Origin of the sequence: Dyella ginsengisoli (assembly GCF_044904665.1) — a bacterium.
GTDB lineage: Bacteria > Pseudomonadota > Gammaproteobacteria > Xanthomonadales > Rhodanobacteraceae > Dyella_A > Dyella_A ginsengisoli.
In genome coordinates this window covers 189,643-210,366 of the sequence record NZ_JADIKM010000005.1, presented here as the reverse complement: position 1 = coordinate 210,366, position 20,724 = coordinate 189,643, and the positions used below count along the sequence as shown (strand labels likewise).

General features: G+C 63.0%; 17 protein-coding genes and 1 tRNA gene. 2 read left to right on the top strand and 16 right to left on the bottom strand.

The window, feature by feature from the left end:
• Window positions 1-576: 576 nt before the first annotated feature.
• The 7 genes from ISP17_RS16885 to ISP17_RS16855 all read right to left on the bottom strand — a co-directional run bounded on the left by ISP17_RS16885 (window position 577) and on the right by ISP17_RS16855 (window position 9,882).
• On the bottom strand, window positions 577-1,077 hold the full coding sequence (locus ISP17_RS16885) for a type IV pilin protein (RefSeq protein ID WP_404635211.1): 501 nt from the start codon (window positions 1,075-1,077) through the stop codon (window positions 577-579).
• Window positions 1,078-1,088: 11 nt separating this feature from the next.
• Entirely contained in the window at window positions 1,089-4,928 is a 3,840-nt protein-coding gene (locus ISP17_RS16880; RefSeq protein ID WP_404635209.1) for a pilus assembly protein, read from the bottom strand.
• A 76-nt stretch (window positions 4,929-5,004) separates the two neighbouring features.
• On the bottom strand, window positions 5,005-5,526 hold the full coding sequence (locus ISP17_RS16875) for a pilus assembly PilX family protein (protein WP_404635207.1): 522 nt from the start codon (window positions 5,524-5,526) through the stop codon (window positions 5,005-5,007).
• A gap of 100 nt (window positions 5,527-5,626) precedes the next feature.
• Complete coding sequence (locus tag ISP17_RS16870; RefSeq protein ID WP_404635204.1) at window positions 5,627-6,688, bottom strand: PilW family protein; 1,062 nt, start codon at window positions 6,686-6,688, stop codon at window positions 5,627-5,629.
• The gene (pilV, locus tag ISP17_RS16865; RefSeq protein WP_404635406.1) at window positions 6,685-7,134 is read right to left on the bottom strand and encodes a type IV pilus modification protein PilV; all 450 of its coding nucleotides are present in this window, start codon (window positions 7,132-7,134) and stop codon (window positions 6,685-6,687) included. The genes ISP17_RS16870 and pilV overlap by 4 nt, the downstream gene beginning before the upstream one ends.
• A gap of 107 nt (window positions 7,135-7,241) precedes the next feature.
• Window positions 7,242-7,904: a GspH/FimT family pseudopilin gene (locus tag ISP17_RS16860; RefSeq protein ID WP_404635202.1), complete on the bottom strand. Its 663-nt coding sequence runs from the start codon at window positions 7,902-7,904 to the stop codon at window positions 7,242-7,244.
• 148 nt (window positions 7,905-8,052) lie between these two features.
• Window positions 8,053-9,882 (bottom strand): diguanylate cyclase, encoded by a 1,830-nt coding sequence (locus ISP17_RS16855; RefSeq protein ID WP_404635200.1) that lies wholly within the window; start codon window positions 9,880-9,882, stop codon window positions 8,053-8,055.
• Between the two features lie 229 nt (window positions 9,883-10,111).
• On the opposite strand from ISP17_RS16855, the gene ISP17_RS16850 reads away from it, so the two are divergent.
• Window positions 10,112-10,187 (top strand) — tRNA-Thr (locus ISP17_RS16850).
• A gap of 61 nt (window positions 10,188-10,248) precedes the next feature.
• Here ISP17_RS16850 and ispH read toward each other — a convergent pair.
• The 5 genes from ispH to murJ all read right to left on the bottom strand — a co-directional run bounded on the left by ispH (window position 10,249) and on the right by murJ (window position 17,520).
• Window positions 10,249-11,208 carry a 4-hydroxy-3-methylbut-2-enyl diphosphate reductase gene (gene ispH, locus ISP17_RS16845; RefSeq protein WP_404635198.1) on the bottom strand — a complete coding sequence of 320 codons (960 nt, stop codon included), beginning with the start codon at window positions 11,206-11,208 and terminating at the stop codon, window positions 10,249-10,251.
• 57 nt (window positions 11,209-11,265) lie between these two features.
• On the bottom strand, window positions 11,266-11,760 hold the full coding sequence (gene lspA, locus ISP17_RS16840; protein ID WP_404635196.1) for a signal peptidase II: 495 nt from the start codon (window positions 11,758-11,760) through the stop codon (window positions 11,266-11,268).
• A gap of 139 nt (window positions 11,761-11,899) precedes the next feature.
• Window positions 11,900-14,761 (bottom strand): isoleucine--tRNA ligase, encoded by a 2,862-nt coding sequence (gene ileS, locus ISP17_RS16835; RefSeq protein ID WP_404635194.1) that lies wholly within the window; start codon window positions 14,759-14,761, stop codon window positions 11,900-11,902.
• A gap of 160 nt (window positions 14,762-14,921) precedes the next feature.
• On the bottom strand, window positions 14,922-15,875 hold the full coding sequence (locus tag ISP17_RS16830; RefSeq protein WP_404635192.1) for a bifunctional riboflavin kinase/FAD synthetase: 954 nt from the start codon (window positions 15,873-15,875) through the stop codon (window positions 14,922-14,924).
• A 37-nt stretch (window positions 15,876-15,912) separates the two neighbouring features.
• Window positions 15,913-17,520 (bottom strand): murein biosynthesis integral membrane protein MurJ, encoded by a 1,608-nt coding sequence (murJ, locus tag ISP17_RS16825; protein WP_404635190.1) that lies wholly within the window; start codon window positions 17,518-17,520, stop codon window positions 15,913-15,915.
• Between the two features lie 258 nt (window positions 17,521-17,778).
• Between murJ and rpsT the strand changes: the two genes are divergently transcribed.
• Window positions 17,779-18,042, top strand: coding sequence for a 30S ribosomal protein S20 (gene rpsT, locus ISP17_RS16820; RefSeq protein ID WP_017460878.1), 264 nt, complete (start codon window positions 17,779-17,781; stop codon window positions 18,040-18,042).
• A 118-nt stretch (window positions 18,043-18,160) separates the two neighbouring features.
• Here rpsT and cgtA read toward each other — a convergent pair whose 3' ends face one another.
• From cgtA to ISP17_RS16800, 4 genes are all read right to left on the bottom strand, one after another.
• Window positions 18,161-19,234 carry an Obg family GTPase CgtA gene (cgtA, locus tag ISP17_RS16815; RefSeq protein WP_404635187.1) on the bottom strand — a complete coding sequence of 358 codons (1,074 nt, stop codon included), beginning with the start codon at window positions 19,232-19,234 and terminating at the stop codon, window positions 18,161-18,163.
• Window positions 19,235-19,369: 135 nt separating this feature from the next.
• On the bottom strand, window positions 19,370-19,627 hold the full coding sequence (rpmA, locus tag ISP17_RS16810; protein WP_404635185.1) for a 50S ribosomal protein L27: 258 nt from the start codon (window positions 19,625-19,627) through the stop codon (window positions 19,370-19,372).
• A gap of 19 nt (window positions 19,628-19,646) precedes the next feature.
• Entirely contained in the window at window positions 19,647-19,961 is a 315-nt protein-coding gene (rplU, locus tag ISP17_RS16805; RefSeq protein WP_404635183.1) for a 50S ribosomal protein L21, read from the bottom strand.
• 133 nt (window positions 19,962-20,094) lie between these two features.
• Window positions 20,095-20,628, bottom strand: a complete 534-nt coding sequence (locus tag ISP17_RS16800) for a DUF2059 domain-containing protein (RefSeq protein WP_404635181.1) — start codon at window positions 20,626-20,628, stop codon at window positions 20,095-20,097.
• Window positions 20,629-20,724: the final 96 nt, after the last annotated feature.

Below are 20,724 nucleotides of genomic sequence, written 5' to 3'. Positions count from 1 at the left end.
GGCAATGGCCAGCGCCACCCAAAGTCCGCGTAAGCGGCGGCTGGCAGAAATGGGCGACAGCATCACAAGGAGTGCCACACCTGCCAGCAACAGGCCGGGTGCGAGCGTCACAAAGGAGGCGGATCCAGCCGCTAGCCGGCAGGCATCGAGGAGCCCAGCCAGGATGGCCGCGGATGCCAGCACGCGCGCGGGCCCACGCTCGCCCGCCCATCGCTGCCTTCCAGGCTGCTCCACCATGCTGTTTCCCCTAGAGCCCGGAGATGCGGGCCCACCGATGGATTTTTAGCACGGAACATGCCACCGCATGCGGTTTGCTCGAGTACTCGCTGATTGCGCGACGTTCACCACAAAACCCTTCCTCGCGCCGGCCCGACACTGGCCAGTCGCTACAAGCGGACCTGAAATGGCAAAGCGCAACAAATGAAACAGCTGGTAAGGAAACTGTGTCTGGCAAAGGCTTCTGTTACAACGAACTAATAGCGGAGACCGGCAAAAGCCGGCCCACTTTCCAACGCATACAAATCGAATCTAACTCGCTTCAATTCGCCATCAACACCGGTTACGTCTCGGCGCGTCTCACCAGCACTCCGAAAGGCTCCCGGTACCGCTATCCGTGCGCTTCCCCGCCTGATCGATGGTCAACGTCGCGCACTGGGTATCGCTTGTCGCCTGTCCGCCTATGGGCTTGGCCTGGAACGTGAAAGCGTTTGCGGTGAGTACGGTGGTCGTGTACTGGTAGTTATTGCCTGTCTGTTGCGGCGTGCTGCAGTCCAATGTTGGGATGGCATTGGCCGTGGCGCTGGCATCCTGGTCATAACGCAGATTGGTAGTGTAGTAACGTTCCATGTAGTTGGCATATTCGGAAAGACAGGCGGTGGCCGCCGCCCTTCTCGTCTTGACCACATACCGACTGTAGGCCGGCAGTGCGATCGCTGCCAGAATCGCAACGATAGCCACCACAACCATCAACTCGACCAAGGTGAAGCCTGCACCAGAGTTTCGAAAAGGCGTCTGCATAGCCCTCCGGCGCAAAGCTGCAACATTCCCATCACCAACTACGCGCCAGGACATTTTCATGACGTTGCTCCTTACTGGTTGATCAGCTCACGCCAAGAAACGCGCTGCAGTGTATTGGACGTGCCGGACGTCTTGATGCTGGTGGCGCTGCCGTTATCGAAACTGACCAGCATGCTGCCACCCATGAAGATCGGATTGTTGGGCAGAGAACTAAAGCCAATGCCACCGGTCGCCACCGGTTTTCCGTCCACCATAATGTAGTCTGCAGGTTGGTTGATCTGACCATCTCCATTGAGGTCAAAGAAACTCGTTTGCGGATTCGTGCCGGTGAACGGGTCCACTGCCATGATCCAGCCGCGTCCGGAAGGATTGCAGAGGTCCGTTGCCTGCGGGATCCGCGACGTAGCCACCAACCGGTTGCCCTGAAACTGGACTGGCGTAACGATCCGCTCACCCTCGGCCAATTGATTGGGCGTGTAGGTCACCGCTCCACCGGTGCCGGTAACGCTGGAAGGCGACAGCAGATTGATGTACCAACCCGACTTGCCAGTCATGTCGGATGAGGTGGGAGTTGCTGTAAAAGCACGAGCCGGGGCAATCGCCGCAGTTTTTACGGTTCCATCGCTATTGAGGACCGCCGGGGTCCCGGGCGTTTCCGCGATAATCGAGCGCTGCACAAGGTTGCCCAGACCCACATTATTAGTCCCATCGGCCGCAACATTTGCGGTCGAGGACTTCACGATCAAGCCGTACCAAGACTGAGTCGACCTGCTGACCAGATCGCTGCTGCTCAGGTATTGGCCCGTACCGAAAAACAACCACAAATCCTGAGTCGTCGGATTCTGCCCGACCAGCATGCCGGAGGTAATCGGTTGAGCATTACCGCCCGTGGCGGCATCCGTCGCCGTGAACAACTTAACACCGGCACTTGAGGGGGTTGACGCATAAGTGGTCGTAGAGACTCCCTTTACCTTGGTCACCGTCGCGACGTTCAGGCCAAACGACCACACCCGGCCAAGCGCATCGCCCGCATAGGCGACTGTGCTGATGCCAACCGACAGATCACCCATCCAGACCGCTGGGGCCGCAAGACCATTGCCCCCGGCAGAATCCGTCGCATGTACGGTGAGCGTTCCATCCCTGATTGCAAACTGCAGCAGCGCCGCCACTCCGTTCTTGCTGTTATAGCCATTGCCAATGAGCACTGACCAGTTGCCGTTACCGGTGACGTCGCCGGCGGCAACATTTGTTTGGGCGATAACAGGCTTGCCGGTCATCTGGCCAATATAGTCAGCGTTCGCCTTGCCATCACCGGCCGATCGCTCCCACAACAGCTTGATATTGGCAGGGTCCGTCACATCGAGGGCATATACTGCCTTGGCCGGCCCGCGCCCAGTTGTACCCACCGCCACGGTATGCCACGCGGAACCGAAATAGACGTCGGCTACGGTCAGTTCGCCATCGTTGAAGAACTGGTGCGGTACTGCTGAGGTCGTGCCGTAGTCCGGGTCCGCGAGGGCTTTCAGGCCGCTGGTAATCACGGCGGCTGGCAGGTATGCATAGGTCTCGACACCTGTATCGGCGTTGAAAGCGTGCAACATGCCGTCATTCGCAGCAACGAAAATCAACCCCTGCCGGACGGTTGCCGCATAGCTGGCGTAAACGTCAGTCCCGGTGAAAGACTGGTTGATAAACTGGTTGGCGGAGGGCTGCCCGACATAAACCGGCTGAGAATCGACAATATCGCCAAGCGGAGTTTCGCGAGTACGGTAGATACCATTCTTCGCGCTTTGCTCCTTCGCACTATCGCCGCGCAGATAGTCAATCATGTCCTGCTGTGAGGTCGCATCCGCGCCGAGCGCGGCCAATTCGGCGCTCGACAATCCAGTTGTACTGTTAAACACCACAGCCGCCACCGGACTCACGTCAGGATTGTAAGTATAGATATTTCGGCTGCCGAACACAGGCAACTGACTGACCGCGGTCCAGCTTGGGTTAAGAGCAAGCGTGCCGCTGTTGGGGTCCACGGCAATGGCTTTCAAGTCGCCTTTCCAATTTCCCGTGTAGTAGTTCGCTTGATAGGCAAATGCGCCATTCTTCAACTGGGTAGAATTTGCTGCCAAGCTCGCTCCGGTGCCGACCCGATCGGTGGCACGCTTCAACGCCTGCTTCAAGCCATCGGCGAATGCCTGGGGGGTCGTGGCCGAATAGAATCCGCCTCGACCATTGACAGCCGCATGCTCGAGGTCAGCAATATTGTTGATGCTGTCCTTTGACGGCGTTGGCCAGCTGAAGTTGGGATCGACAGTGCCCCCCGTGACCCAGCTCCAAATATCGGCGCTAGTAGTTCCGGCAGGACTGATGTTTTGTGGAGTAAAGCCCAGACCCAACGTGAACGTGGTCATGTGCTGCCAGAAAGCAGGGTCTTCCTTATTGGTCGGAACCTCGTTCGCTGCAGGACGCAGATCCGTCACCCAATACTTCATCGCCACGTCGGCCAGCGTATCGCTGTTGGCATCCGCGAAAGGAGGGGCTGGATTGTAAGTAAAGGGCTGATTCGTTGGGCCGGTGATGGGACCTGCGGCCGTGTTGTCCACATTTCCCACGCCTGGCGAGTTGCCATTCCAGAAACCATCCGTGGTGAGAATGGTATAGGACTGCCGACAAGCCAATTCCTCGTCGCCGCCTGTCGTAGGATTTTTCGACGTCCAAGGCTGAGCCGTTTGGTAGTACGAACCGACCGCGCCCAACGCCTGACGCAGAGGAGTACCACCGCTGGCTTTGGCTCGACTAATCCAACTCCACATGGCGCTCTTCTGGCTGCCCGTATCTGTGCCTACACCAAAGGGCTGGACTTGCGCAATGTAATTGTTTCCATCGTTGTAGCTGTCAGCGTAGCTATACCGGCCAGCAGGAAGGTTTATGTAATTCTTATTACCGCTATCACCGCCATCAATAGATCCAAACCCAATACGAAAATTCTGATCTATGTCGGCGAAAGCATTCATCATCCCACTCTTCGCCATCAGGATTCGAGTGTGATAATACGCAAACCAATTGGCAATATTCTGACCTGCCGTCAGAGCAGTGCCATCTTGAGCCTTGAGCGTATTGCCAGCAGCATCCTTATTCGGCGCCGCCACACCCGAAGTGTCGGATGCTGTCACACAGTTCGGCTGCCCTCCGCATGCGACTGCCGCCACATAATGAACAACGTAGGGACCAGCGGCAGGACCTTGAGAATACTGAAAATAACCCGTAAAAACCCTGTTGTAGTAAACTGTGCAAAGGCCTTGAGAATAATATCGATTATATGTTTTATAGCTATAATCAAATGCACCCGCTTGATTGTTGTAATAGCTCTGGCAATCATAATAGCCAACGTAATCATACGTTGATGTCTGGAAGGTGTTCGATGAGTATGAGATATTGTGCGAAGAATTACTACCGAAATAACCGGACTCGCCGCCGTACGCCGTCAAGTCAGCCGTAGCCTTTGAAGTTGCAGTACTGAACCCATTGACCCACGCACTGGTAAGGCCGGTTGCGTCCGGGTAGCGCGTACCATCCGCCTTCAGAGGCGGGGTATATACGATCGTCGGATCGTAATAAACACCATTGTTCGCCGCATCAATCAAGGCGTCATTATTGCTATTATTTTTCAAATACCCCCAATCCGGCATATAGTCCCAAGCCATCGATCCAGAATCATCCAGCATCAGCACAAGATTGGGCGGAAGCGGCTTTTGGATGATGAGTGGCGCCTGGTCGACTACCGGGCTCGGTGTCGTCATGGTGGCGGCCTGCGCTGGAGAAAATGCCACACCCAGCAACCAGACAGTGAGGCCGGTCGTCAGCAGCCTGCTCATAAAACGGCCAACATTGCTGCGCGTATGGGGATTGGTATTCATATCGGTTTCGCTCTTTGCGATGGCGCAGCATGGGGAGGCCCATGCATCCTTGTTAACTCGGCGCATGGCCAGACAATCAGCCCTGCTTGATCATGGCTTGCAAAACCACCACGGCACGGCCATCGACCTGGGACGGATCGCCACTGCGAGCAGTAACCCGGTAGTAGATGTTGGTAATGGAGCCGCCGTTGACGCCGTAATTGTGCGCATTGGCGCTCTGATTGAAGCCCGTGTTGGCGTTCGGATCCTGATAATTTCCCATGTTCTCGATCACGTACTGGGGCTGACCGGTCGCGAGCGTGGATGCCGTGTATTGGCCGGTGGAAAGATTCTTGATACTACCGGGAGGGAGATTGGGATCGTCGAACGGGTTCGCCAGACAAATCACGCTGGCGGACTGGCAATTGCGGGCAACGTTGGCGGGACTGACGGGAATGCTGGCGGCAGCGGCACGCATAGCAGCCTCCGCACTCTGAAAAGCAATCTGCCGATCGTACATATTGGAGGCCATCTTCTGCTGCATGATCGTGCCACGCGAAGCCGCCAGCCCCACCAATGAGATAACCACCAACAAGATCAGCGCAACTACCAAAGCCACGCCTCGCTCCCCGTTCGGGTGTGCTCGGCGCGCCCTACGCAAGAGCTCGCCTCGGGTCGTCGCTCCAGCCGAATGAGAGAAACAGTGAACGTGACTCATGTCATTGCACTCGGTTGCGCACGGTGGTTGTGGCAGTGAAGTTTCTGGCGATGGCCTTGCCGTTGGTGCCAGCGCTCTTGTCAACGCTCTCCAGCGTGAGTTGGACCTGCACGGCGTCCACGGCAGCCCAGTTTGTACCGACAGTCGCAGCATCCACGAAGGAAGACTGTCCCGCCTGGTGGTAGCGAATGCTCATGGCCGTAACGTCGCGCACCATCTCTTGGGACGTCGGAGTGGGCTTATTGCTTACGGTGGTCACGGACACGCGATAAAGCGATTTCCCACCCGTCGGATTAGTTCCAATATACCAATCCACACCAGCAAACTTGAAAATCTGTGAATTCGGTCCGTACTGGTAACCATTGCCGTTGGTGGTGCAAAGAGGGGGATAACCCAAACCCTTGGAACAATTGCCCGGAATGGTCTTATTTCCGCTGTTATCATTATGGACAACGGTGACGGTGCTGTCGTTGTAGTCAGTGATCTGGACGATCGCAGCGTGATCAGGATCGCACACAATAATGACGTCCCCTGTAACGAGATCGGAACTCTTGTCATTCAGCTTGAAATTCGCCGCTGTTGAACTAGGGGTAGCCGCCACGCTCAGACCGGAATCGGTTGCACCAAGCAATTGCAGCGAATCTGTTCCGCCCACTTGGTTCAAGCCCACCAAAGCCGGGTCGGCAGTCGCAGTGCCGGCGCCATAGCCGTGAACTGCGTTGCTCCAGTCCGCCCACCACGTCGACCCACCTGCCGTGGGACTGTTGTTCAGTACATTGGAGACGCGATCACGATTACCGCATCCGGTAAGACCGGCATCGCGAATGTCGCGCGCCATCATCTCGAATGCGATCCGCGAGCCGTCCTGCACATCCCCAAGCGCCGTGTTGGTGACGTAGGACCGCTGGCCGGCTAGAAACACGCTGATGACGCCGCCGATGACAATCAGACCGAGCACCATCGCAATCATCAGTTCGATCAGGGAGAAGCCGATCTGAGAACTTCGCTGGATTAAGCTTTTCTGTCGAACGAACTGGAAAGGGGAAGCGCTATGTCCGCTCATAAGATAGCCTTGGTGATCACTTTCTGATCCGCAGCGCCACCGGCGCCAGCGCGACTGTCGTCGAAGGTAATGGTGACCGTGCATTCACCAGCACCGGTGCACGCAACTTCTCCGCTGGTTGTGCTTTGGGCGCCTAGAGCGTTGCCAAGCTCCTTGCACCAACGGTTCAGCTGAAAACTGCTCAAAGAGCCGCCCGCTGCAGGACAGGAGTCGGCCGTCACCTTCCCGTTATAGGTGCCAGCCCTTGCTGCGACGATATCGGCCCGCAAGGCGTCAAGAATGGAGTAACTGGAGATGGTCGCCATACTCCGGGCCATCGCACTGTTGTTAGTTGCCATCGACTTGGCCATCAGCGCGGCCATGCCGAGAAATCCAATCGACAGCACCAGTACCGCAATGAGCACCTCGATCAACCCAACGCCCGACTGTCTGAAGCCACGATGCATACCCCCAAGAGACCGCATGGGCGTATGGCAAGCCCTCGCCTCTGGCGAGGCGACAGAAAAACATTCCTGCAGTGCAAGAGAAGGCACTTCCAACACAGTGGTGATTCTCATGGACAGCCCCCCGAACTAGGCGCAGTCACAAGGATCGAGCCTCCGGTCATAGTGACGGTGCGTATGTTGTTGGAAGTAAGCGAGCTGCTGCAGATCTTGGCGACAGTGCCGCCGTAGAGCGTGCTCTGTCCCACGGCGCGGGCTAGGCCGTCACCGCCATAGTGAAGGGCTTGGACATTGCCACTGACCTGGATTGCACCAGTGGTCAACGCAGGACCGGCACGAACAACGGTAGGGGTCGAGCCAATAGTCGCTATAACCGCACCTGTATCCGTACCGCATTTGGAGCCCAACGCAGCATCCTTAGGGTCAGTGGTATTCGTATTGGTAGAAGCCGAATTACTACAGAACAGCACGCCGGAGTTGGTCTTGATGGCCTCCATGCGCGCCGTATTGAGCGAGGCAATGAGGTCGTTGACTGATGTGTTTAGCCGGCTCGACACCATAATCGACCTGAAGCTCGGCACGGCTATGGCAAGTAATACAGCCGCCACCATCACGGCCACCATCAGCTCGATCAGAGTGAATCCCCGCTCGCCCTCCTTCCGCCGCGCCAGCTGACAGTGGCTGCGAGCCACCCGCAGAGCTGTACTCGCCCCACTGTCATCAGCGCAGACGCTGCTCCCGGCGTGATCAAGTTGCCCGAAAAACTGGCCCATGGCTCTCCCCTATTCCAAGGCATGGAGAATAAGCATCCAAGGAGGGCCAGACTCGATAGCACCCGACAAGCGGCGCAATTCTCCCGATCAGCGGTCGTTCAGCGCTGGAAAGGGCGACGGACGTCACAAGCTCCGACCGCACCCGCCCTCAAAGGGACTCTGTCCGGTTCCGGCCCTGCCGCTTGGCCACGTATAGAGCCTCGTCCGCGCGTGCAACCAGCTGGGCAAATTCCCTGTCAGCCTCGCGTCGCTCGGTGATTCCAAGGCTCACGGAGATGCGCAGACCCGTCTCAAGGTCATCCAGCGCCAACGCCGACACCGCCTCGCGAATCCGCTCAGCGATGGAGGTGGCCGCTTCAAGCGTCGTGCCGGGAAGGATTACTACGAACTCTTCTCCGCCCATCCTTCCGATCCGGTCGATCTGGCGCAGGCTTTCCAGGCATAGACCAGAAAATCGCTTGAGCACCTCATCACCCACCGGGTGTCCATATTCATCATTGACGCGCTTGAAGTGATCCAGGTCCATGGCAAGAACCGACATGGGCTCCTCGATCAGGCGCGCGTGCTGCAGCGCCCGCTCGCCGAAATATTCGAGACCACGCCGGTTGGCCACTCCAGTCAACGGGTCGGTCATGGCCATGCGGTGCAGGCGGCGGGATCGGCGCAACTGGCGCTGTGCCTGCCATAGCAGCAGCACGATCAGCACGCCGCCGAGCGTCAGCGCAACGCGTTGCCAGCGGCGCACGCGCTGCAGCGAGGCGAGCTGTTCGTCGCGCAACGTGCGGTCGGCCTCAAGCTTGCGGTTTTCCTGCTCCTTGCGGGAGGTATCAAACTGGTAGCTCATCAGGGTCGTGGTGTACGACTGCGCCTTTCGATCCAGCGCCTCGTGAACTTTCACCATGCGACGAAGATCCGCCAGCGCTTGGGCGGTTTTCCCCAAGGCCTCGTAGCTGCGCGAGCGATGGTCGAGGAGGTCGGCGAGGTAGCGCAGGTTGCCGCTCTTTTGCAGGAATGCTTCGGAGCGGTTGAAATCGCTGATCGCCAGGACGTGATCGCCCAAGCCGGCATGCGCCTCGCCCTCCTGCAGGGCAAACATGTCGCCGTCGGAATGGTCGCCCGTAGTGATGTACTCGGCACGCGCCGCCCCCAATTCGCTCAGGGCGCCGCGGTAGTCACCCAGCTGATTGAGCACCTGCGCCAGCCCCATGTGCGCCGATCCTTGCGACACGTGGCTCCCAATGGACCGGGCCATCTGCAGCGCAGCAAGAAAATGCGCGCGCGCGGTTGCAAGGTGATCCGTCCCGGTCTCCAGGTCGAGGAAACCGAGCTGCATGTGAGCCGCCATCTGCTGAGGCAGATCCTTGCGCTCGCCTCCGAGTTGCATCAAACGATCAAGGTAGCCGCGCGCTTCGGTGCGCTCGCCCAGACGTCGATATGCCACGGCGATGTTGAAGAGGTTCTGCTCGCTCTCGGTCGGCTCGCCGGCGCTGTCGTAGAACTTCTGCGCCTCCAGGAAATCGACGAGGGCGAGCGCATGCTCCCCCAGCAGCGATTGCACGGAGCCGCGCCAGGTCAGGCCGTCGGCCACCAGCCGGATGTTTTCCGCATGGCGGGCGAGCTCGATCCCGGCGTTGTAATCGGGGAGCGCGTCGCGGGCGGTCGTCAGCGACTCCTGCTTGGAGCCGCGACAGAAATGGAAATTGATTTCCGCATCAGCGTATCCGACGCGGCGCGCATCGGCCATGCCTTGTTCGGCATAGGCCACGCCCTTGGCCGGGTCGTTGTCCATGCCCAGGATGCAGAACATGTAGCGGTAACGCAGTTCGCGGCGATCGTCCCCGGGCGGAATCTGCTGCTTGAGTTGGTCGAGCAGCCTGAGCGCGTCGGCGTGTGTGGTGATGACCAGCTCCCCACGCTCCAGCTGGTCCGCCAGGCGATCGAATCCAGCTCCCGCCGGTGGCCCAGCCTCGCCCGCCATGGCCGCAACGGAGAGCACTAGCAGTGCCGCAAGGCAGCCGGCAAGCATTCGCGGTGGGGGCGCATATCGCAGCAAGGAGGGGGCTCGTCGAGTGCCACTCCATGGCGATGGGACACCGGGCGGTGCATTCCAGGTAACGGCCCGGCCCCTTGCAACTTGAGCGAACCCTCGGCAGGGAGTTCTAGCGCTTGCACAAGCCCGTCCTGCTACGTAGACTTTGCGGCTCTTCGCCGGAATAGCTCAGTTGGTAGAGCGGCGCATTCGTAATGCGTAGGTCGTAGGTTCGATTCCTATTTCCGGCACCAGACCAGCAAAAAGGCCCGCAGCGATGCGGGCCTTTTTGCTGGTCTGGCGGACCTGTCGGGCTCAGGCGATGCCAGCGTGGCCGTCTGCCAGGCGCAGCTCCTTGGGCAGGGCAAAGGTGATGTTTTCCGGTTCGCCGTCCAGCTCGCGCACCTCGCCCGCCCCCCATGACTGCAACCGGGCGATGACTTCCTTCACGAGCTTGTCCGGGGCGGAGGCACCGGCGGTGACGCCAATGCGCTGCACGCCTGCGAGCCAGTCCCGCTCGATATGCTCGGCACCATCGATCAGGAACGAGCGCACGCCCTGCTTCTCGGCCAGTTCGCGCAGCCGGTTGGAATTGGAGCTGTTCACCGAACCAACCACCAGCACCAGGTCGACCGATTCGGCCAGTCGCCGCACCGCATCCTGACGGTTCTGCGTGGCGTAGCAGATGTCGTCCTTGCGCGGCCCCTCGATGTCGGGGAACCGTTCGCGCAGGGCAATGATGATGGCCTTGGTGTCGTCCACCGACAGCGTGGTCTGGGTGACATAGGACAGCTCGTGCGCGAATGCCGGCGCCAGCGTGGCCACCTGCTCGACCGATTCCACCAGCAGGATCTCGCCGCGGTTGGCCGAGTTCCACTGCCCCATGGTGCCCTCGACCTCGGGATGGCCCGCGTGACCGATCAGGACCACGCTGCGACCGATGCGCCCCAGCCGCGCCACTTCCATGTGCACCTTGGTCACCAGCGGACAGGTGGCGTCGAACACCTTGAGCGAACGCTGCTCGGCCTCCTCGCGCACCGCTTGCGAAACGCCGTGGGCGCTGAAAATAACGGTGGCGCCGTCCGGTACCTCGTGGAGCTCTTCCACGAACACCGCGCCGTCGGCGCGCAGCTTGTCGACCACGTAGCGGTTGTGCACCACCTCGTGCCGCACGTAGATCGGCGCCCCGTAGGATTCCAGCGCGCGCTCGACGATGGCGATGGCGCGATCGACGCCGGCGCAGAAACCGCGGGGATTGGCGAGAAGGATGTCCACGGATGTCTCGAAAGTGGGAAGCAGGCGGCCATTATCGCATGCCGCTCGTGGCTTCCCTCAGGCCGCGGAGCGCTTGCCGGCCCACAGGCCAAATACGATCAGCATCACCGCGCCCACGCTGATGCCGCAGTCGGCCACGTTGAATACCGGGTAGCTCCACTGGCGCCAGTAGACCTGGATGAAGTCGGTGACGGCCGCCGCGTGCAGGCGGTCGATCAGGTTGCCGAGCGCGCCCCCGATGATCAGCGCCAGCGGCGCCGCCGTGCGCCAGTCGCGCCGCGCGGTGCGCGCCAGCCACACCGCCAGCACGGCACTGATCACCAGCGCCAGTACCACGAAGAACCAGCGCTGCCAGCCGGCCCCTTCGGCGAGAAAGCTGAAGGCCGCGCCGGTGTTGAACGCCAAGGTCCAGTTGAGGAAGCCGGGGATCACCGGATGCGGCATGCCGGCGGGCTGCAGTGCGCCCAGCGCCCACTGTTTGCTGAGCTGGTCGAGCGCAATGACGGCGGCGGAAAGCAGCAGCCAGGGAAGCGCGTTGGGTTTGGTGGTCATGGGCGGCGTAGCTTCCGATTCGATGATTCTGATTCCTTGTGGGTAGGAGCGCACCCTGTGCACGATTGCCTTTGGCCTCAATTGACGCCAGAGCGATCGCGCACAGGGTGAGCTCCTACACAGGCTTGAAGTGCGCAGGTCAGAACCAGCGCCGATCCTCGCCGGGGCCCTCGACGTTGCTCACGCAGCGGCCGCACAGCTCGGGGTGATCGGCGTGGCTGCCCACGTCGTCGCGACGATGCCAGCAGCGTACGCACTTGGCCGCGTCGCTGACGCTGGAGGAAACCCACGCCTCGCTGCCGTCCAGCTCGACCTTCGCCGCATCGTCGGGCCTCGGAGCCAGCGGTGCCAGCGTCAGCTCGGAGGTGATGAAGAAGAAGCGCAATTCGCCCGCCGCCGGGGCGTAACGGGCACGCAGCGCATCGTCGACATGCACCGTGACCTTGGCCTCCAGCGCCGCGCCGATCTGCTCGGCCTTGCGCATGCCCTCGAGCACCCGCGAGGCGCTGTCGCGGATCGCCAGCAGGTCGGCCCAGTAGCGACGCTGCTCCGGCGACGCCTGCGTGGCCGCAAGACCTTCGTACCAGGTCTCGAACAGCACCGTCTCGCCGCGCGCGCCGGGTAATGCCTGCCAGATTTCCTCGGCGGTGAAGCTGAGCACCGGCGCCAACCAGCGCACCATTGCCTCGGCGATGCGGTACATCGCGCTCTGCGCGCTGCGCCGGCCGCGGCTGTCGGTCGGCATGGTGTAGAGCCGGTCCTTGGTGATGTCCAGGTACAGCGCACCCAGTTCGTTGGTGCAGAAGTTCTGCACCCGCGCCACCACTTCGGGGAAGTCGTAGCGGTCGTACGCGGCGACCACCGCCTGCTGCAGGTCGTACGCCTGCTGCACGGCCCACTGGTCGAGCAGCAACGATTCCTCCACCGGCAGCAGATGCTTGGCCGGATCGAAACCGTCGAGATTGCCGAGCAGGAAGCGCGCGGTGTTGCGGATGCGGCGGTAGCTGTCCGAGACGCGCTTCAAGATCTCGTCCGAGACGGTCATCTCGTTGCGGTAGTCGGCCGAGGCCACCCACAGGCGCAGCACGTCGGCGCCCAGCGTGTCCATCACCTTCTGCGGCGCCACCACGTTGCCCAGCGACTTGGACATCTTGCGGCCGGAGGCGTCGACGGTGAAGCCGTGGGTGAGCACGTCGTTGTAAGGCGCGCGACCGTGGATCGCCGACGACGTGAGCAACGACGACTGGAACCAGCCGCGATGCTGGTCGGAGCCTTCCAGGTACATCACCTTGTAGTCGTGCGCGTCGCCCTGCTGCAGCTCGGGGCGCTGGCCGATCACGCCGAAGTGGGTGACGCCGGAGTCGAACCACACGTCGAGCACGTCGGTGACTTTCTCGTAATCGCCGGCCTGGTCACCGAGCAGCTCGGCTGCATCGAGCTCGTACCACGCATCGATGCCGCCCTGCTCCATCCGCCGCGCCACCTGCTCCATCAACGCGACGGAATCCGGGTGCGGCTCCTGCGTGGCCTTGTGCACGAACAGCGCGATCGGCACGCCCCAGGTGCGCTGGCGGCTGATGCACCAGTCCGGACGCCCTGCCACCATGCCGGCGATGCGCTCCTCGCCCCAGCCCGGCACCCAGCGCACCTCCTTGATCGACTTCAGCGCCGTGTCGCGCAGGCCGGCCTGCTCCATGCCGATGAACCACTGCGGCGTGGCGCGGTAGATCACCGGCGTCTTGTGGCGCCAGCAGTGCGGGTAGGCGTGTTCGATGGTGACGTGGGCCAGCAGCACGCCGCGTGCGCGCAGCAGCTCGACGATCACCGGGTTGGCCTTCCACAGATGCTGGCCGGCCAGCTCGACCCCGTCGGCGGACGGCGTGTCGGCGCGATAGATGCCGCGGCCGTCGACCAGGTTGATCGTGCCGATGCCGTACTGGCGCGACACGGTGAAATCCTCCACGCCGTGATCGGGCGCGGTGTGCACGGCGCCGGTACCGTCCTCGGCCGACACGTGTTCGCCCAGGATCACCGGCACTTCGCGCGGGTAGAACGGATGCTTCAGCTGCACGCCTTCCAGCGCCAGGCCGTTGACCGTGCCCAGTACCACCGCCTGCTCCACGCCGTAACGCTGCAGGGCACGCTCGGCCAGCGCGCTGGCGATCACCAGCAGCACGCGCCTGCCGTCGCGGGCGGGACCTTCCACCAGCGCGTACTCCAGCTCCGCGCCCAGCGACACGGCCAGGCTGGAGGGCAAGGTCCATGGCGTGGTGGTCCAGATCGGCACGGCGACGATGGCATCGCCCGCGTCCACGCCGAACAGGCGGGCCAGCGCCTGCGGATCGAGCGCGTCATACGCCACGTCCACCGCCGGCGACTGCTTGTCGGCGTACTCGATCTCCGCTTCGGCCAGTGCCGAGCCGCAGTCGAAGCACCAGTAGACCGGCTTGGCGCCGCGCACCACATGGCCGTTGGCGACGATGCGCGCCAGCGCGCGCACCATGCTCGCCTCGTACGTGAAGTCCATGGTGCGATAGGGCTTCTGCCAATCGCCCAGCACGCCCAGGCGCTTGAAGTCGGTGCGCTGCGCGTCGACCTGCTCGGCGGCGTACTCGCGGCACTTCTGGCGGAAGGCACGGGCATCGAGCTTGTCGCCCGGCTTGCCGTACTTCTTCTCCACCGCGATCTCGATCGGCAGGCCGTGGCAGTCCCAGCCCGGCACGTACGGTGCACGATGGCCGGCCAGCAGCCTGGACTTGACCGTCATGTCCTTGAGGATCTTGTTGACCGCGTGGCCGATGTGAATGGCACCGTTGGCGTAGGGCGGGCCGTCGTGCAGCACGAACACCTTGTCGCGCCCCGCCGTGTGCGCCTGGATCTGCGCGTAGCGATCCACCTGCTCCCACTGCGCCAGCCAGCCGGGCTCGCGCTTGGGCAGATCGCCGCGCATCGGGAAATCCGTCTGCGGCAGGTTGATGGTGCTCTTGTAATCCTGGGTCATAGCCTGGTTGCCGTCGGGTGGGTTCGCCGGGCCATCCCGGACGAACGTGATGCATGGCTGGCCGCGTGCGTGCGGCCAGCGCACGCCACGGGCAGCCCTCAGATGCTAATGCTGGTCGGGCTTGGCGCAAGCCCGGCGGGCGCGGCGCGGCGCGCGGTCCTCATGCGCCCACCAGCACGGGATTCATGCCCAGCATGGCACGCGCCGCCGCGGCGTCGCGCTCCATCTGGGCGGTCAGCGCGTCGAGGCTGTCGAACTTCTGCTCGTCGCGCAACTTCCCGACGAACTCCACCGCCATGCGCTGGCCGTAGAGGTCGCCCTCGAAATCGAACAGGTGCACTTCCAGCAGCGGCTCGGCCACCTCGTTGACGGTGGGCCGCACGCCCAGGCTGGCCACGCCCGGCCAGGCGCACTCGCCATCGCCCAGGCCGATCCGCACCGCGAAGATGCCGTGGATCGGGCTGACCCGCTCGCGCAAGTGGATGTTGGCGGTGGGATAGCCCAGGGTGCGGCCCAGCTGCTTGCCGTACTCCACCTTGCCCTCGATCACGAACGGCCGGCCGAGCAGCGGTGCCGCCGCGGCGAAATTGCCGGCCGCCAGCAGCTCGCGCACGCGGGTCGCCGATACGCGCTCGTCATGCAGTGTGACCGGCGCCATGGTGCGCGCGACAAACCCGAACGCCTCGCCCAGACGCTCCAGCATCGCCACATCACCCGCGCGGCGGTGGCCGAAGCGGAAATCACCGCCCACCCAGACTTCGCGGGCGGCCAGTCGCTCCACCAGCACGCGGCGCACGAAATCCTCGGCGGACATCGCGGCCAGCGCCGCGTTGAAGCGCAGCAGGAGGGCCTGCGTCACGCCAGCGGCATCGAAGCCACGCAACTTCTCGCGCACGCTGGACAGGCGCGGCAGCGGGTCGCGCGAAAAATAGGCGCGCGGCAACGGCTCGAAACTCACCACCACCGGCTCGACGTCCAGCGCGAGCGCACGCTCATGCACCTGCGCCAGCAGGGCCTGATGGCCGCGATGGAGACCGTCGAACGCGCCGATCGCCACCACGCTGCCGCGCGGCGTCAGGCAAGCACCGGCGACATCCCTGGAAAGCTTGATCATCTCTCCAGTATAGCGGCCGGCCGCATGCGCCTGGAGCTCAGGCACCGCGCAGGTCCCGCATCCGGAACCCCAGCGCGAACAGGGCGCCGACGTAGGTGCCGGCGCCGGCGATCACCAGCACCATGAGGTGCCACAGCCGCGCCAGCACCGCGACGTCGGTCCAGTCCGGCCACAGCCAACGACCCGCCAGCAGCACCGCGACCATCGCCGCGCACGCCACGCCCAGCCGCAGCCAGTGCCGTGACCATCCGGGCAAACGCTGGTACACGCCGTCACGCCGCAGCCAGTGCCACAGCAGCACGAAGTTCACGTAGCTCGACAGCGAGCTGGCGATCGCCAGCCCCACATGCAGACCCGGCACCTGGGCGATGCCGTCGATCCAGCTGCCGTGCTTCTGCGCCGGGGTCGCCCACAGCTCGAACAGCAGCGCGATGAACACGCCGTTGAACAGCATGTTGGCCACCAGCGCCGCCACGCCGGCGCGCACCGGGGTGCGGGTATCCTGCCGCGCATAGAACGCAGGCAGCAGCACCTTGACCAGCGCATAGGCCGGCAGGCCGGCGCTCAGCGCCAGCACCGACAGCGAGGCCATGCGCGCATCGAACGCCGAGAAGTGGCCGTTCTGGAAGAACGTCGCCACCAGCGGCTCGGCCAGCACCAGCAGCGCCAGCATCGCCGGCAGCGCGATCAGCAAGGTGATGCGCAATCCCCAGTCCAGCGCCCGGGAGAAGCCCGCCCGGTCCGTACCGACGTGGTGACGGGAGAGCGCCGGCAGGATCACCGTGCCCAGCGCCACGCCGAACACGCCCAGCGGCAGTTCGAGGAAGCGGGTGGACTGCCACAGCCAGGTCTGCGAACCGGTCACTAGGTAGGAGATCACCACGGTGTCGAGCAGCAGGTTGAGCTGGGCCACGGAGGAGCCGAACAGCGTCGGCACCATCAGCGTCATGATCCGGCGCACCTGCGGATGGCGCCAGCCCCAACGCGGCCGTTGCAGCAGTCCGAGCCGGCGCACCGCCGGCAGCAGGAACAGCCACTGCAGCACGCCGGCGATCAGCACCGCCCAGCCCATTGCCATGATCGGCACATGCAACCGCGGCGCCAGCCACAGCGCCCCGACGATCATGCAGATATTGAGGATCACCGGCGCCAGCGCCGGCAGTGCGAATTGGTGGAAGCTGTTCAATACGCCGGCGGCGAGCGCGTTCAGCGACACGAAGAAGATGAAGGGGAACGTCAGCCGCACCAGATCGGCGGTGAGGTCGAACTTGTGCGGGTTGTCCAGCGCCCCCGGCGCAAACATCGAGGCCACCTGTGGCGCGAAGATCATGCCTAGCGCGGTAATCAGCAGCAGCACGCCGCTGAGTGTTCCCGAGACGCGGGCCAGAAGCTCCTTCAGCTCGTCGCGCGAGCCGGCCTGCTTGACCTCGGTGAACACCGGCACGAAGGCGGTGGAAAATGATCCCTCGGCAAACAGGCGCCGCATGAAATTGGGGATGCGGAAGGCGATGACGAACGCATCGGTCGCCGCATTGGCGCCGAATACGTGGCTCATCGAAATGTCGCGGATCAGGCCGAGGACCCGCGAAATCATCGTCATGCTGCTGAACGACAGCAGCCCGCGCAGCATGCTGGGGGACTTCATGCGGGTGACGCTACCTCTGTGAAGTGAACCTGGATGCGCCGTCTCGGCGGGCACGCCATGCAGGCCGGGTAGTGTGACAGCCGACGCGGCCGAGTTGGCAGTCCGCTTGTGGCACAATGCGGGCACGTCGCCCCGCCGCAGGGTCTGCAAAAGCCCTGCAGGCAACCGCCCCCGCAAAGGCTAAGCGGTTGACGCCATAGCGCATTGCCCGCATAATTGCGCGTCTTTTTCCAACCCAAGCATTTCCGGAGTTTTACCTTGGCCAACATCAAGTCCGCGAAGAAGCGCGCGCGCCAGTCCGAGCAGCGCCGCCTGCGCAACGTCAGCGCCCGCTCCATGGTCCGCACCGCCCTCAAGAAGGTCGTCAAGGCCATCGAGGCCAAGGACAAGGCTGCCGCCGTCGAGGCGTTCGCCGCTGCGCAGCCGGTCATGGACCGCTACGCCGCGCGCGGCCTGATCCACAAGAACAAGGCTGCTCGCCACAAGAGCCGCCTCAACGCGAAGATCCGCGAGCTGGCGTAAAGCGCCCTCCGATCATTCGGTTGGAAGCAAAAAAAACCGGCGCCAAGGCGCCGGTTTTTTTTATGCCGGTGTCTGATTGACTGAGGCGCCCAAGGGCGCCTCAGTCCGCACTGATTCCTCAGGCATCGCCGCGCAAACGCACATCATTGGCCGGCATCTCGTCAGCAGATTCACGCCGCGCCTCGCGTTGCGCCTCGAAGAAGCGCTGCACCTGTTGGCAGACCGCCATGGTGTTGTCGCGCGCGATCGCCGACACGAGGAACCACGGCTGGGTCCAGCCCAGGCGAGCGACAATGTCCTCGGCCACCTTCTGGCGCTCGTCCTCGGGCAGCACGTCCGCCTTGTTGAGCACCAGCCAGCGCGGGCGCTCCAGCAACTCCGGATCGAACTTCGCCAGCTCCTGCTCGATCGCGCGCACCTGCTCGACCGGGTCGGCGCCGTCGATCGGCGCGATGTCGACCAGATGCAGCAGCAGGCTGGTGCGCGACACGTGACGCAGGAACTGGATGCCCAGCCCGGCGCCATCGGCGGCGCCCTCGATCAGGCCGGGGATGTCCGCGATCACGAAGCTCTGGTCGGTACCCAGGCTGACCACGCCAAGGTTGGGGTGCAGCGTGGTGAACGGGTAATCCGCCACCCGCGGCGTGGCCGCCGACACCGCCCGGATGAAGGTCGATTTGCCCGCGTTCGGAAAACCGAGCAGCCCCACGTCCGCCAGCAGCTTCAGCTCGAGCTTGAGCTCGCGCACGTCACCGGGCGTACCCGGGGTGGACTTGCGCGGCGCCCGGTTCACCGAGCTCTTGAAATGGATGTTGCCCAGCCCGCCCTTGCCGCCCTGCGCCACCAGCAGGCGCTGGCCGTGCTGGGTGAGGTCGCCGATGATCTCGTCGGTGTCCACGTTGGTGACCACGGTGCCGATCGGCACGCGGACCATGGTGTCCTCGCCGCCCTTGCCGTACATCTGGCTGCCCATGCCGTTCTGGCCGCGCTGCGCCTTGAAGCTGCGCTGGTGGCGAAAATCGATCAGGGTATTGAGCCCCTCGTCGGCGACCAGCCACACCGAACCGCCGAAGCCGCCGTCGCCGCCGTCGGGACCGCCGAACGGGATGAACTTCTCGCGGCGGAAGCTGATGCAGCCATTGCCGCCGTCGCCGGCCTGGACCTTGATGACTGCTTCATCGACGAATTTCATGGGAATACATCCGGGTGCTATGGGCAGGGCGGGACAAGATTAGTCCGATGGCGATTGCCACGGAGCTTTTCACGCCCGCCTGAAAAACAAAGGCCCCGCCGGAGCGGGGCCCTTGCACAACGCGTCGTGACGGGCTCAGGCCGGGATCACGTCCACGAAACGGCGGTTCTTCTCGCCGCGGACCTTGAACTGCACAGTGCCGTCGACCAGCGCAAACAGCGTGTGGTCGCGACCCAGGCCGACGCCGGTGCCGGCGTGGAACTGGGTACCGCGCTGACGCACGATGATGTTGCCGGCCTCGATGGCTTGGCCGCCGTAGATCTTGACGCCGAGATACTTCGGGTTCGAATCGCGACCGTTGCGGCTGGAACCTACGCCTTTTTTATGTGCCATGACTCAATGCTCCAGTTGCTCAGGCGTTGATGCCCGTGATTTCGACTTCGGTGAAATGCTGACGATGTCCCTGCTGCTTCTTGTGGTGCTTGCGGCGGCGGAACTTGATGATGCGGATCTTGTCCGCACGGCCGTGCTTGCGCACGGTGGCGCTGACGGTGGCGCCCGACACGATGGGCGCGCCCACGGTGATCGACTCGCCTTCGCCCACCAGCAGAACTTCGTCGAAGCTCACGGTGGCGCCTTCTTCGGCGTTCAGCAGCTCCACGCGCAGGACGTCACCCTGCTGCACGCGGTACTGCTTGCCACCGGTCTTGATGACTGCATAACTCATGGGATTGTCCCTTCTGTCGTTATTCTCTTGGGTTCCGCGGGCGATGCTCTGACCCCGGCGGACTCATGATTATAGCGAGCCCCGTGCGCGCTGGTCAATCCTTGACCACCCCTCGAATCGGCAGCCCCGGCGCCTATTTGGAAGGCTTGGCCGCCGGCTTGCTCAGCACGGGTTGAGCCGGTGCGGTGGCCGGGCAGTGCCCCTCGCCGGTGATGGTGCCAGCCTTCTGCAGCTGCTCCATCATTGCCTGACCGCGCTCACGGCCCCACTGCTGGCCCACCTGCATGCCCTCGGCCATGGTGGCGGGCATCTCGGCGACCACCTTGCGGCCCAACGGCGAACGGTAGAACTTCAGCAGGCCGTCGATGTCTTCGGCGCTGAAATGGCGCTGGTAGATCGGGATCATCTTTTCCGACAGCTCCTGCATGCCCTTCTCGTCGAGAAAGTTGTTCCAGTAACTGGCGGGCACGCAGGGCAGCTGCTGGCCCATCATGCCGGCCATCTGAGTGTTCATCTGCTGGAACATGCGATTGACGCCGAACACGTCCATCAGCTCGCGCACCTGCTTGGCGCTGGCCTGGGCGGCCCATGCCGGACTGCAGGCGAGGGCGAAGACGGCGCTGCAGGCCAGTGTGCGCCAGGCGCGTTTGATCGATTTCGGCTTCATGCGTATCCACTCCAGGTTGGCTGATCAGCCCGGCATTTAGCCACAGCCGCCGCTGCCGACAAAACGCTCCGGACGCTGATGCGGACGAGTGACGCA